We start from the raw sequence: 11,416 nt of genomic DNA, 5'->3' as shown, positions 1-11,416 counted from the left end.
TGGATGGCGGCTCTGCCCCCGTGCACGCGCGGCCGGAAAGCCCGAAACACACAGAAACGAGCCCGGAGACAACGATGCACGATGGAACCGCGGCCCCGCACGTCCCCACGCCCGGCCCGGCCCGCTGGCGCGTGCTAGCCGTTCTGCTGGCGACGCTGTTCATGATGATGGTCTCAGTGAACATCGTCAATGTCCTGCTTCCATCCGTGCAGCACGGGTTGGGTGCCACGCAAGCCGACCTCCAGTGGGTGTTGGCGGGGTACGCATTGAGCTTCGGGGTGCTGCTTGTCGCCGCCGGCCGGGCCGGTGACGTCTATGGACGCGGGGCGATCTTCCTGACCGGGGTGCTGCTCTTCACGCTGTCTTCCGTCGCGGCGGGAATGGCCGTGGACCCGCTGAGCCTGAACGTTGCCCGGGCTTTCCAAGGCATTGGTGCGGGACTGATCAACCCACAGATCATGGGGATGATCCAACACTATTTCCGGGGCCAGGAGCGTGGCCGGGCCTACGGGAGCGTGGGGATGGTGCCGGGGCTCTCGGTGGCACTGGGCCCGCTGCTGGGCGGAGCGCTCATCGCCTGGCTGGGGCCGGATGCAGGATGGCGTTGGAGCTTCCTGATCAATGTGCCGGTCGGCGCCGTGGCAGTGGTGCTGGCGTTGCGCTGGTTCCCCCCCGCCCGTTGTTCACCGGCGCGCGGACCCGTTCCCGCCAGCTGGCCCGGAGCCGGGCCCCGGGCACCGGTGGACCGGTAGTAAAACGGACCGACATGGATCCGGTCGGCGGTGTGCTGCTGGGGCTCGGGGTGTTGGCCATGCTGCTGCCCTTCGTGCAGGGCCGTGAAACCCCTGGGTGTGGGGGCTGCTGCCCGCCGGGCTCGTAGTGGTGGCCGGGTGGGTGTTCTGGGAAAAGACTTATGCGGCCCGCGGTAGATCCCCGATGGTGGACTTGGGGCTGTTCCGCATCGGCTCCTACACGATGGGCACGGCGGTTGCCGGGCTCTACTTCGTCGGGGTGCCCAGCGTCTGGGTGCTGGTGGCGATCTACGTACAGCAGGGCCAGGGTTTCAGCGCGCTGGAGGCCGGGTTGCTGGGCTTGCCCGCCGCGATCTGCACCGCGGCCGGGTCCCACCTGGCCGGGCTTCGGGTCATGGAATGCGGTCGCAAGATCGTGATCGCCGGGCTTCTGTGCGCGCTCGCCGGCTTGCTCATCTGCATCGCGGTCATCGAGCTGCACGCGATCGGAATGATCGGGATATGGTGGCTGCTGGCCGGACTGGCGTTCCTTGGCCTGGCCCAGGGTGCGGTCATTGCGCCGAACCAGGCCCTGACCATGCTTGAGGTCCCGCTGGAGTCGGTGGGCAGCGCCGGGGGAGTCATGCAGACGTCCCAGCGCATCGCCACGGCCGTGGGCATGGCCATGATCACCGCGGTTTTCTTCGCGACGCTGGCGGTCAGCAATTGGGACGTGGCCATGCGGGTGGGGTTGGCCGCGATTGTCGTGGTGGCGCTGGCGACGCTGTGGGTGGCGGTCGCCGACCAGCGCCGGCGCTCACGCAAGGTCCAGAAGAATGAAAGGTGATGGGAACTACCTGTCTTTCCACACCAAACGCTCGAAATCGCGCTTTGTTCAGAGGAAACGGTTCCCGCCATTTCCTCGAGGGAGCACTGGAATCACGCGCTTCCAGAAGGTTTTCGCAAGGATTTCGCCGTGCGGCACAATGGACCGCAGTGATTGGCAGTGCGAGGCAGACCGGAACCCCTGATTGCCCGTCGGCAGCGAGAAAAATTGTCACCCCGAAAGAACCCGGCTCCGACAGCCAACGACTGATGGACACGCAGAAAGGCGCCCACGATATTCGGTCCGTGGGCGCCTTCGGCCTGGTTCTTCAGATGTTCAACGAGCGGTTTGTTCTTAGCCCCCGGCAAAGGGCGGCAGGACGTCGAGCTCGTCGGTCGGCTTCAGGGCCCGGGAACGGTCCTGCGCGCTGACGCCGTTGACGAGGAAACTGCAGCGCAGCAACACCGTGCCCAGCGAGGTGGCACGGCGCACCAACAGGTCGCCGCTCACCGGCGCGGAGACCGGTTCACGCGCCGAGAGCAGGTCCAGGACGTGCCCCAGGGTTGCCTCCCCGTCGCTGTCCGGGGTTCCGGCCAACAGGTCGTCAAGGTCGAGGTGTTCCTCGTGGGTGCCGGCAGCCTGGGCGGCTGCCGCGAAATAGCGAATGCGCATTATCCTCCGATGGCGCTCATGGAGCGGTCCGATTGTACAAAGTCCTTGGAGCCGAGCCCCACGTGGTCCATGCCGTGCGCCCGGGGCTTTCCCCACATGGCGGCACGCCAGCGTTCGGCGACCTCGGTGTCGCTGGATCCGTCGCGCAACAATGCGCTCAAGTCGGTTTCCTCGCGCGAGAACAGGCAGCTCATGACCTTGCCCTCGGCCGTGATGCGTGTGCGGCGGCAGTCGGAACAGAACGGCTCGGACACCGAGGCGATGATCCCCACGGCGCCAAGGATCGTCTGCGGATCATCGTGGGTGGACACCAGGAAGCGTTCGGCGGGCGCGCCGTCGCGCGGCCGGGTGTCCGGGTTCAGGATGAAGTGCGGTTCCAGGTAGGCGCGCAGCTGGGCCGCGGTGACCATGTTGTCCTTGCGCCACGTGTGGTCGGCATCCAACGGCATCTGCTCGATGAAGCGTAGTTCCAGCCCGCGTTCCAGCGCCCAGGCCAGCAGTTCGGGTGCCTGCTCGTCGTTGATGCCGCGCATCAGCACCGCGTTGATCTTCACCGGGGCCAGGCCGACGGCCCGGGCCGCATCGATGCCTTCGAACACCGAATCGATGTGGTCGCGGCGGGTGAGCGCGGCGAAGGTTTCGGCATGCAGGGTGTCGAGCGAGACATTGATGCGGCTCAGCCCGGCCTCGGCGAGCGCCGCGGCCTTCTTGGCGAGCCCGACCCCGTTGGTGGTCAGCGAGATCGGCAGCTCCGGGAACTCTTCACGGACTGCTGCAACGATCTGGGTCAGGTCCACGCGGACCAGCGGCTCGCCGCCGGTGAGGCGCAGCTCCCGGATGCCGAGGTCGCGGACGCCGATGCGCACGATCCTGGTGATTTCCTCCAGGGTGAGCAGCTTGGATTTGGGGAGCCAGGCCAGGCCGTCGGCGGGCATGCAGTAGGTGCAGCGCAGGTTGCACTTGTCGATCAGCGAGATGCGCAGGTCTGTGGCCTGCCTGCCGAATTTGTCGCTCAGCCCGGGGGCGTCGGCGGGGGCCGGGGTCAGGATCGTGGGCATGGGGAGGCTGACGGTCGTGGAGCGGGGTGTATCTATTTGCGTCGCCATATATCGAGGGTAGACCACTGGCCGGGGCTTTGTTCCGTGCAGTGTGCCGTGCTGCCGCGGGCGAGACCGGAAGCCGTTCCACATTTGCGGTGTTGATTGCAGGCAAATATCGCACCTGCAATCCATCGGGTTGAAGGATGACGAGTATGCGTATGTCGGGGGCGTCTTCCTCGATGGCCATCCGTGACGACGCGGTGCACCGATTGGTGGCCGACGACGGGTAGTTGGGTGTGGTTCGGGCGCCTGCGCGGGTGAACGTCACATGGGTGACTCCGCTGGGCGAAGAAGTGGCCTCGATCGCGTAGTCCTTCTCGAGGCCCTCCAGTCTGTCCCAGAGGCGCACTCCCCGGCCGAGCAGGACGGGAACCACCACAATGTGCATGTGGTCGATGAGCCCGGCGGCAAGGAACTCACGGATCATCGTGGGGCCTCCGCCGATGCGCACGTTCCGTCCGTCCGCGGCGGCCCGGGCCGTCTCGAGCGCTTAGGCAGGGGATGCGTCGAGGAGGTGGAACGTCGTGCCGCCCTCCGTCTCGATGGAAGGGTGCCTGTGGTGCCTGTGGTGCGTGAGGATGTAGACGGGTGTGCGGGGACGATTCCAGCCGGGGAATGCCCTCGACACGGCATTCGGTCGGTGCAATGCCCCAGGCAAAGCGGAGTGCCTGCGCACCGGCCGCTTCGTTGACCCTAGGATGGTTGCCATGACCTCACCATTTCGCCGCAGCGTCGCAGGGCACCAGGAATGCCTCAGGGAACTAGCCGATGCGGCACTTCTGGATTTGGGCAGCGAAACGGTCCGGTTGCGCGAAGCGCGGGGGCGAAGGCTTGCCGCCACTCTGGTCGCCCCGCGCTCGCTGCCGCCGTGGGACAACTCCCAGATGGACGGGTACGCGGTGTGCACCGGGGACCTGGGTGGCGGCCCGTTGCGCGTCGTGGCCCCGATCGCCGCGGGCGAGGCCGCACCGGCACTGGAACGGGGGAGCGCGGCCCCCATCATGACGGGTGCGCCGATCCCCGCCGGGGCCAACGTCGTCATCCCCATCGAGGCGGCGGTGCCGGACCGCTTCCCCGACGAAGTCCAGCTTGCGGCAGGCTTCCACGTGGGGCTGCCGGCAACCGCCGAGGCCGGCGCGTACATCCGCGTGACGGGCAGCGACATCGCTGCGGGGGACACCGTCCTGGAGGCGGGCACACGATTGGGACCCACCAGCCTGGGAATCCTCGCGGGCCTGGGCATCGGCGACGTGGCAGTCACCCGACGTCCCTCGGTGCTGCTGCTGTCCACCGGCGACGAGCTTGTCGCCCCCGGGGGAGAGCTGGGTCCCGGACAGATCCACGACGCCAACACCACCCTGCTGGCCGCCGCCCTCGAAGCGGCGGGCTGCACCGTCACCACCGTCGGCGTGCTCGATGACTCGCCGGCGCTCTTCACGGACTCCCTACGTGAGGCACTGGCCTCCGGCGAGCGCGGCTACCACCTGGTGATCAGCAGCGGCGGCATCTCCAAGGGGGCCTTCGACGTGGTCAAGGAGGTGCTGGCAACCCACGGCGTCGATTTCGGGTCCGTGGCCATGCAACCCGGCGGACCCCAGGGCGCCGGAACACTGGCACTGCCCGGCTGCGACCCCGTCGCCTTCATCGCCTTCCCCGGCAACCCCGTCAGCGCCTTTGTCAGCTTCGAGATCTTCCTGCGCCCCGCGCTCGCCGAACACCTGGCACTACCCGCCAGACCGACGCTCGAGGCAAGGCTCGTCGAGGACATGGAGTCGATGCCCGGTAAACTACAGGTTCGCCGCGGCACCTACCGGGACGGGACCTTCACCCCGTTGGGAGGGGCCTCCTCGCACCTGCTGGCGGCCCTCGCGGCCAGCAACGCGTTCATCCTCATCGACGAGGACACCACCGAACTCGCCGCGGGCCAGATAGTGCAAACCCTAGTCATTGGAGACGGTTCATGAGCCAGGAGCAACCACCTTCCGCGCTTTCGCACGTGCGTGCCGACGGCAGTGCCCACATGGTCGACGTCAGCGCGAAGGCCGAAACCAGCCGCGAAGCAACGGCCGAGGCAACGCTGCACACCACCGCCGCGGTGCTGGCACTTGTCTCCGTCGCCGGGATGCCCAAGGGCGACGCCCTGGCCGTGGCCCGCATCGCCGGCATCATGGGCGCCAAGAAAACCTCCGAGCTGATCCCGCTCTGTCACCCGCTGCCGATCTCCAAGGTCGTCATCGACTTCGAGCTCGACCCGGCCGGCTCCGTGCGCATCCTGGCCACGGTGAAGACCCGCGGTGTCACCGGCGTGGAGATGGAGGCGCTGACCGCCGTGAGCACCGCGGCGTTGGCCCTGTATGACATGATCAAGGCCGTCGACAAGCATGCAAGCATCGACGGCATGCGCGTGCTGGCCAAGTCCGGTGGCAAGTCCGGTTCCTGGAACATCGCGCCGCAACTACATGAAAACCCCCAAGGAGAACTCCGCGCATGAGCGCCTGCGAACCACTGCCCGGCCCGCGTAAGGCCGCCATCCTGATCTCGTCCACCCGTGCGGCACTCGGCATCTACGAGGACGCCAGCGCCCCGGTGATCGGCGACTGGCTTCAGGAACACAACTTCGACGTCATGCCCGCGGTCATCGTGCCGGACGGGCCGAGCGTCGGTGCCGCCCTGCAAGGCCTGCTGCTGGCCGGCCCGCGGGTCATCATCACCTCCGGCGGCACCGGGCTGAACCCGGACGACACCACCCCGGAGGAAACCGAGCCGCTGCTGGACCGCACGATCCCGGGCATCATGGAGGCGCTGCGCGCCACCGGCCGGGCCAACACGCCTCTGGCCTCGCTCAGCCGCGGGCACGCGGGCGTCGCCGGCGAGACGTTCATCGTGAACCTGCCGGGTTCGCCCTCCGGCGTGATGGACGGGCTGACGGTGCTGGCCCCGCTGATCGCGCACATCTGCGACCAGATCGAGGGCCGGCATGGCCACTAAAGATCCCGCCGCTCCGGGCGAGGTTGTTTACGCCGCGGTCAGCGAAACCGCCCTTGACGTGAACACCGCCTGGGACGAGGTCGAGTCGGAGCGCACGGGAGCCGTCGTCACCTTCGGCGGCATCGTGCGCAACCACGACGGCGGCAAGGAAGTCGTCAAGCTGGTCTACAGCGCCCACCCGAGCGCCAACGGACGCATGCTTGAGCTGGTCGCCGAGGTGGCCTCCCGCCACCCCGGGACACGGCTCTGGGCCGCCCACCGGGTGGGGGAGCTGCAGATCGGCGACGCCGCACTGGTTGCCGCCGCGGCCGCGGCGCACCGTGGAGAGGCCTTCGAAGCCTGCCGCGACCTCGTCGAGACGGTCAAGGCCAACGTGCCGGTGTGGAAGGAACAGTTCTTCGCCGACGGGCACGTCGAATGGGTCGGCAGCGCCTAAACCGACAGCGATTGTGGCGATCGCCCAAGTCGAGCAGGAATCAAGAAGCGCCCGCCGGTCGCTCCGCCTAGAGTGAATCTCGTCAAACAGTTCAACGAAAGGAAATCGCGATGGTCAACACCACCTTCAGCAAAGAGGAAAAAGCCGCCATGCGGGCGGCCGCGGCCGAAGCAAAGGCGGCAAAGGTCGGGGCCGACCTGGAAGCGGCATGCCTGGCCGCCATTGGCGAGATGACCGGCACCGACAAGGAACTGGCCGAGACCCTGCACGATCTGGTCAAGAAGCACACGTCCCTGGGCGCAAAGACCTGGTACGGCATGCCGGCGTACACCAACGCCGAGGGCAAGGTCGTGGTGTTCTTCCAGAGTGCAGCCAAGTTCAAGGTGCGCTATGCCACCATCGGCTTCCAGCCGGACGCCAACCTGGACGCCGGCAATTTCTGGCCGACCTCCTTCGCGGTGACCAAGCTGGCGGCAGACGACCAGAAACAACTGGTGGACCTGCTGAAGAAGGCCGTCAGCGAGGCGTAGTCCCGGAGGTTGGCGCTTTGGCCGGCGCAACGGGGGGTCCACGCGCGCAGTCCCAACCGGAATCGACCGAGCGGCCACGCGGTGGCGCTTGTTCCGTGCCGGCCTAATATGCTGAGCAGGTGCTGAAAGCCGGCCATGCGCCGAGTCGGGATCCTGCCGCATGTTCATGGTGTCCGGAATGGCCGTTCGGCTCGCTGTTAGGAAGCCCACGGTTCCGGTTGCCTCCCGTGCCGTCACCGAAGTGAAGCGCACGGTAGTTTCCCGATACCCTAGAAATCATGAGTGCACCGCTAAAAGTCGCCGTCATCGGCGCATCAGGACGAATGGGAGCCGAGGCCGTCAAGGCCGTAAACTCCGCCACCGACATGGAACTTGTTGCGGCGCTGGGCCGCGGCGACAAGCTCCAGGCCATCTTGGATGCCGGTGCCACCCACGTGGTAGACCTGAGCGTGCCGGCGAGCACCGAGGAAAACGTCCGCTTCGCGGTCGAGAACGGCCTGCACGCCGTGGTCGGCACCACCGGCTGGGACGACACCAAGCGGGCCTCCCTGGAAGCCCTGCTGGCAGAGAACCCGGGAACAGGCGTGCTCATCGCCCCGAACTTCGCCCTGGGTTCCGTGCTGGCCAGCGCCTTCGCCGCCACCGCCGCACGCTACTTCGAATCGGTGGAAATCATCGAGCTGCACCACCCCAACAAGGTCGATGCGCCGTCGGGCACCGCTGTGCGCACCGCCGAGCTGATCGCTGCCGAACGCGCCGCCGCCGGCGTGGCACCGAGCCCGGATGCCACCGAAACCCAGCTTGAGGGCGCCCGCGGCGCCGTCGTCGACGGAATCCACGTGCACTCGGTGCGCCTGCGCGGGCTCGTCGCCCACCAGGAGGTGCTGCTCGGCGGCGAGGGCGAACAGCTCACGCTGCGCCACGACTCCTACGACCGCGCGTCCTTCATGCCCGGCGTCCTGCTGGGCCTGCGCACCGTCGCCTCACGCCCGGGACTGACCTACGGCCTTGACGGCTACCTCGAGTTGGGACGCTAGACGCGCATGAAAACCAAGATCTGGGTCGGCGCCATCCTGCTGCTCTTCGTGTTCTACCTGGTTGCCGCCTTCGGCTCCGCCGCGCGTTTCATCAACTCCGCCGAACCGCTGGCCAAGGTCATCGGCTTTGCGGCACTGGTGATCCCGCTGGTGGGCGTCTGGATCCTGATCCGCGAGGTGCTTTTCGGCTCCCGGACCCAGACCATGGCGGGCATCCTCGAATCCGAGGGACTACTGCCGGAGGACAACCTGCCGCGCACCCCGTCCGGACGCATCGTCAAGGCCGCCGCGGACGAGGACTTCGTGCAGTACAAGGAAGAGGTCGAGGCGAACCCCGAGTCATGGAAGTCCTGGCACCGGCTGGCGCTGGCCTACGACGCTTCCGGGGACCGCAGGCGCGCCCGCGAGTCCATGCGCACCGCCATCGGCTTCTACCTGAAAAGCACCAAGAAGTAGCCACTAAAAACCTATGTCATGAAGTGTGGCCCCTGTTCCGTCGAAACGACGGAGCAGGGGCCACCTTCATATCTGGGCAATGACGTACCCAGTAAGGGCTGCAGCCGTGGACATGAGCCCCGCACGTCATGCGGCGAGACTTGCTCAAACCGCTAGCTGCGGACCGGGCGGGGTTCACACGCCTGACGAGACCGCGCTGTGGGCTATTTCAAGGATCTGTTGTGTCGCCTGCCGTGCCGCCTCACGGTCGGCGTCGGCGATGGCGCGCAGCAACTTGGAGTGTGGTTCGGATTCGGTGAGCTGGTCGGAGGAGAAGAAGCAGTCGTTGCCGGCGATTGACTGGCGCAAGGATTCATCGAAGCTCTGGTAGAGCGCGGTGAGCAATGTGTTGTGTGTGGCAGCGGCTACCGCCAGGTGGAAGGCGAGGTCCTGTGCGACGAACTCTTCAAAGTCGTTCTCGCGGATGGCCCTGCTGCGCAACCGCAGGATCTCCTCCAGGATGTGAATGTCCTCTGCGGTGCGGTGCATGGCGGCCTCGGTGGCTGCGAGGCTGTCCATCGAGCTGCGGACCGTGAGCACTTCCCCCGCGTCGGCGTGGTTCAAGGCGCGGCGGATGGCGACCTGGGTGGCATCGCGGGCCAACACGTATGTGCCCACGCCCTGGCGTGTGGAGAGCAGCCCTTGCTGCACCAGTGCTTTGACGGCCTCGCGCACCGAAGAGCGCGAGACTCCCATGGTTTCAACAAGGGTGGCCTCAGGCGGAATTTTTGAGCCTATAGGCCAGTTTCCACCGCTGATTTCGGCCATCAATTGATCGATCGTCAAGTCAACCAATGAGCGCCGTGAAACTGTCTTCATTGTATGAACTCTATCTTGTAAACTTCTCGCACAAAGGTCTGGTCATCAGACAACTGATGACTGTAGGATAGCAGCGTCTTGTGAAATGAATCACGTTCATTTTGTTCACTGGCGCATCCGCCCGGCGCGGCAATGGCCAATGCAATCTTCTGGAGGAGAAGTGCAATATCGCACCCTGCGGCTACTCATGCCGCTCAGTGTCTTGGCACTGTTACTGACGTCTTGCGTCGGGCAGAACCCGGTGCCACCGACACCGCTTGATCCGGCATCCTTGCTCTCCACGACCCCTGCCGGCAGCAAGGAAGTGGAACTGGTCCGCTGGAATCTGCCCTATGAGCCCATGAGCCTGGACCCCATGAAGTCGTTCAACTACGCGGAGAACACCGCTCTGGCCAACATGTGTGAAAGCCTGATGCGCCTGAATCCCGACCTGTCGATCTCGCCGGGTCTGGCTGGAAAGGTCGAGTTCCCGGATGACACCACGATTGTCTACACCGTGCGGGACGGTGTGAAGTTCTGGGACGGCAGCGACCTGACTGCCGAGGACGTTTCCTACTCGATCGGCCGCCAGGCCGGGCCGGAGAGCCCGAGCTACTTCTCGGACTATTTCCTGAACGTCGATTCGGCCACCGTCACCGGCGAACGCGAGGTCACGGTAAAGCTGGCCCGTCCCGATGCGTTGTTCGCACAGGGCATGGCCAGCGCAGCCGGAGCGATCGTACAGAAGAAGGCCACCGAAGCATCCGGCAGTGAATTCGGCACCCCGCAGGGGAACCTGCAGTGCACCGGGCCCTACCAACTGGACGAGTGGAACAGTGGCAAGTCCATGGAGCTATCCCGGTTCGACGGCTACTGGGACGATTCCCTGCCCTTGCACGTGGAGAAGTTGAGTCTGTCGTTCATTGCCGACGAGTCCACGGCGGTCAATGCGCTGCGTTCGGGATCGGTTGACGGCCAGTTCTTCTACCTGCCACCGGCAGGCATGTCCCAGATGACCGGGAGCGAAGCCGTCGACGTGGCCTACGGCAAGTCTTTGGTGTTCTTCACGCTGCGCGGCACCAGTGCCGAGGGGCCCTTCGCCGATCCGCGGATCCGCAAGGCGCTGTCGCTGGTGATGGACCGCGATGCGATGAGCCGGGTCATTCTGCAGGGCTCGGCCATCGGTGCCGGGACCATGGCCGGACCAGACTACTGGGGCGACCAGGCCGAGATCTTCGAACAAGCGGCCGACCCGCATGCCGGGGACATGGACGTGGAGCAGGCCAAGGCATTGGTCGCGGACTACGGGAAGTTCGAGAAACCCATCGTCATTGCCTTGCAGGGTTCCTCCGCGGTGCACGAGCAATTGGCCAACGTGATCCAGGCGGCCGCAAAGGCCATCGGCATCCCGGTGGAAACCCAGGTGATTCCGGTGGAACAGTTTGGCAACTTGTACTTCGATGAGAGCGCCCGCAAGGGGCTGGATGCCTTCTTCACCAGCTATTACGGCAATGTGCCAGACCCGCTGGATGTCTACCAGGTCTTCAGGAAGTCCAACTCCTCGAACTTCAGCGGCTGGGATGCCGCCGACGGCATCCTGAACCAGGCAATGAGCACCGTCGATGCGCGTGAGCGTGCCGAACTGACGGTCAAGGCCCAGCAGCTGGTCCAGGATCAACAGCCGTGGATCACGATCTCCTACCTGCCAAACATCGTGGTGCAGAACTCGAAGATCTCAGGGGCGACGGCATCGTTCGCCTACCTCTACTATCCGTGGGCTGCCACAATCGGGGGCAAGTAGCC

13 protein-coding genes and 1 pseudogene are annotated in these 11,416 nt (G+C 65.9%); 10 read left to right on the top strand and 4 right to left on the bottom strand.

Annotated features, from left to right (window positions below; genetic code table 11):
* The first annotated feature begins 74 nt into the window (after positions 1 to 74).
* A complete protein-coding gene (locus ACIQLF_RS19420) occupies positions 75 to 752 on the top strand; it encodes an MFS transporter (protein WP_400302176.1) in 678 nt (225 codons plus the stop codon).
* A gap of 97 nt (positions 753 to 849) precedes the next feature.
* The gene (locus ACIQLF_RS19415; protein WP_400302174.1) at positions 850 to 1,578 is read left to right on the top strand and encodes an MFS transporter; all 729 of its coding nucleotides are present in this window, start codon (positions 850 to 852) and stop codon (positions 1,576 to 1,578) included.
* A 333-nt stretch (positions 1,579 to 1,911) separates the two neighbouring features.
* Here the strand turns inward: ACIQLF_RS19415 and ACIQLF_RS19410 are convergent, their stop codons facing one another.
* From ACIQLF_RS19410 to ACIQLF_RS19400, 3 genes and pseudogenes are all read right to left on the bottom strand, one after another.
* Positions 1,912 to 2,229 carry a MoaD/ThiS family protein gene (locus ACIQLF_RS19410; protein ID WP_400302171.1) on the bottom strand — a complete coding sequence of 106 codons (318 nt, stop codon included), beginning with the start codon at positions 2,227 to 2,229 and terminating at the stop codon, positions 1,912 to 1,914.
* Positions 2,229 to 3,335 (bottom strand): GTP 3',8-cyclase MoaA, encoded by a 1,107-nt coding sequence (moaA, locus tag ACIQLF_RS19405; RefSeq protein WP_400302169.1) that lies wholly within the window; start codon positions 3,333 to 3,335, stop codon positions 2,229 to 2,231. Before moaA ends, ACIQLF_RS19410 begins: the two co-directional genes overlap by 1 nt.
* Positions 3,336 to 3,672: 337 nt before the next feature.
* A pseudogene (locus tag ACIQLF_RS19400) lies at positions 3,673 to 3,789 on the bottom strand (dihydrofolate reductase family protein); the annotation flags it as partial.
* Positions 3,790 to 4,036: 247 nt separating this feature from the next.
* Between ACIQLF_RS19400 and glp the strand changes: the two are divergent.
* From glp to ACIQLF_RS19365, 7 genes are all read left to right on the top strand, one after another.
* Positions 4,037 to 5,293: a gephyrin-like molybdotransferase Glp gene (gene glp / locus ACIQLF_RS19395; RefSeq protein WP_400302166.1), complete on the top strand. Its 1,257-nt coding sequence runs from the start codon at positions 4,037 to 4,039 to the stop codon at positions 5,291 to 5,293.
* Positions 5,290 to 5,820, top strand: a complete 531-nt coding sequence (gene moaC, locus ACIQLF_RS19390) for a cyclic pyranopterin monophosphate synthase MoaC (protein WP_400302164.1) — start codon at positions 5,290 to 5,292, stop codon at positions 5,818 to 5,820. Before glp ends, moaC begins: the two co-directional genes overlap by 4 nt.
* On the top strand, positions 5,817 to 6,317 hold the full coding sequence (locus tag ACIQLF_RS19385) for a molybdenum cofactor biosynthesis protein B (RefSeq protein ID WP_400302161.1): 501 nt from the start codon (positions 5,817 to 5,819) through the stop codon (positions 6,315 to 6,317). Before moaC ends, ACIQLF_RS19385 begins: the two co-directional genes overlap by 4 nt.
* Complete coding sequence (locus ACIQLF_RS19380; protein ID WP_400302158.1) at positions 6,307 to 6,753, top strand: molybdenum cofactor biosynthesis protein MoaE; 447 nt, start codon at positions 6,307 to 6,309, stop codon at positions 6,751 to 6,753. The genes ACIQLF_RS19385 and ACIQLF_RS19380 overlap by 11 nt, the downstream gene beginning before the upstream one ends.
* A 110-nt stretch (positions 6,754 to 6,863) precedes the next feature.
* A complete protein-coding gene (locus ACIQLF_RS19375; protein WP_400302155.1) occupies positions 6,864 to 7,283 on the top strand; it encodes a hypothetical protein in 420 nt (139 codons plus the stop codon).
* Between the two features lie 278 nt (positions 7,284 to 7,561).
* Complete coding sequence (dapB, locus tag ACIQLF_RS19370) at positions 7,562 to 8,320, top strand: 4-hydroxy-tetrahydrodipicolinate reductase (RefSeq protein ID WP_400302152.1); 759 nt, start codon at positions 7,562 to 7,564, stop codon at positions 8,318 to 8,320.
* Positions 8,321 to 8,326: 6 nt separating this feature from the next.
* Positions 8,327 to 8,776 carry a tetratricopeptide repeat protein gene (locus ACIQLF_RS19365; RefSeq protein WP_400302149.1) on the top strand — a complete coding sequence of 150 codons (450 nt, stop codon included), beginning with the start codon at positions 8,327 to 8,329 and terminating at the stop codon, positions 8,774 to 8,776.
* A 174-nt stretch (positions 8,777 to 8,950) separates the two neighbouring features.
* Here the strand turns inward: ACIQLF_RS19365 and ACIQLF_RS19360 are convergent, their stop codons facing one another.
* The gene (locus ACIQLF_RS19360) at positions 8,951 to 9,634 is read right to left on the bottom strand and encodes a FadR/GntR family transcriptional regulator (protein ID WP_400302147.1); all 684 of its coding nucleotides are present in this window, start codon (positions 9,632 to 9,634) and stop codon (positions 8,951 to 8,953) included.
* A gap of 160 nt (positions 9,635 to 9,794) precedes the next feature.
* Between ACIQLF_RS19360 and ACIQLF_RS19355 the strand changes: the two genes are divergently transcribed.
* Complete coding sequence (locus ACIQLF_RS19355; protein ID WP_400302144.1) at positions 9,795 to 11,414, top strand: ABC transporter substrate-binding protein; 1,620 nt, start codon at positions 9,795 to 9,797, stop codon at positions 11,412 to 11,414.
* Positions 11,415 to 11,416: the final 2 nt, after the last annotated feature.

The organism is Paeniglutamicibacter sp. NPDC091659 (genome assembly GCF_044756805.1).
Classification (GTDB): Bacteria; Actinomycetota; Actinomycetes; order Actinomycetales; family Micrococcaceae; genus Paeniglutamicibacter.
Note: the sequence above shows the minus strand (reverse complement) of the source record. Positions and strands in the feature narration are given on the sequence as shown.

What these genes read in the sequence shown, in the direction of transcription:
- ACIQLF_RS19385 (WP_400302161.1), top strand. Translation starts at nt 5,817, where the DNA reads ATGAGCGCCTGCGAACCACTGCCCGGCCCGCGTAAGGCCGCCATCCTG.
- ACIQLF_RS19380 (WP_400302158.1), top strand. Translation starts at nt 6,307, where the DNA reads ATGGCCACTAAAGATCCCGCCGCTCCGGGCGAGGTTGTTTACGCCGCG.
- moaA (WP_400302169.1), bottom strand. Translation starts at nt 3,335, where the DNA reads ATGGCGACGCAAATAGATACACCCCGCTCCACGACCGTCAGCCTCCCC.
- ACIQLF_RS19410 (WP_400302171.1), bottom strand. Translation starts at nt 2,229, where the DNA reads ATGCGCATTCGCTATTTCGCGGCAGCCGCCCAGGCTGCCGGCACCCAC.
- moaC (WP_400302164.1), top strand. Translation starts at nt 5,290, where the DNA reads ATGAGCCAGGAGCAACCACCTTCCGCGCTTTCGCACGTGCGTGCCGAC.
- ACIQLF_RS19365 (WP_400302149.1), top strand. Translation starts at nt 8,327, where the DNA reads ATGAAAACCAAGATCTGGGTCGGCGCCATCCTGCTGCTCTTCGTGTTC.
- ACIQLF_RS19375 (WP_400302155.1), top strand. Translation starts at nt 6,864, where the DNA reads ATGGTCAACACCACCTTCAGCAAAGAGGAAAAAGCCGCCATGCGGGCG.
- ACIQLF_RS19420 (WP_400302176.1), top strand. Translation starts at nt 75, where the DNA reads ATGCACGATGGAACCGCGGCCCCGCACGTCCCCACGCCCGGCCCGGCC.
- dapB (WP_400302152.1), top strand. Translation starts at nt 7,562, where the DNA reads ATGAGTGCACCGCTAAAAGTCGCCGTCATCGGCGCATCAGGACGAATG.
- ACIQLF_RS19360 (WP_400302147.1), bottom strand. Translation starts at nt 9,634, where the DNA reads ATGAAGACAGTTTCACGGCGCTCATTGGTTGACTTGACGATCGATCAA.
- glp (WP_400302166.1), top strand. Translation starts at nt 4,037, where the DNA reads ATGACCTCACCATTTCGCCGCAGCGTCGCAGGGCACCAGGAATGCCTC.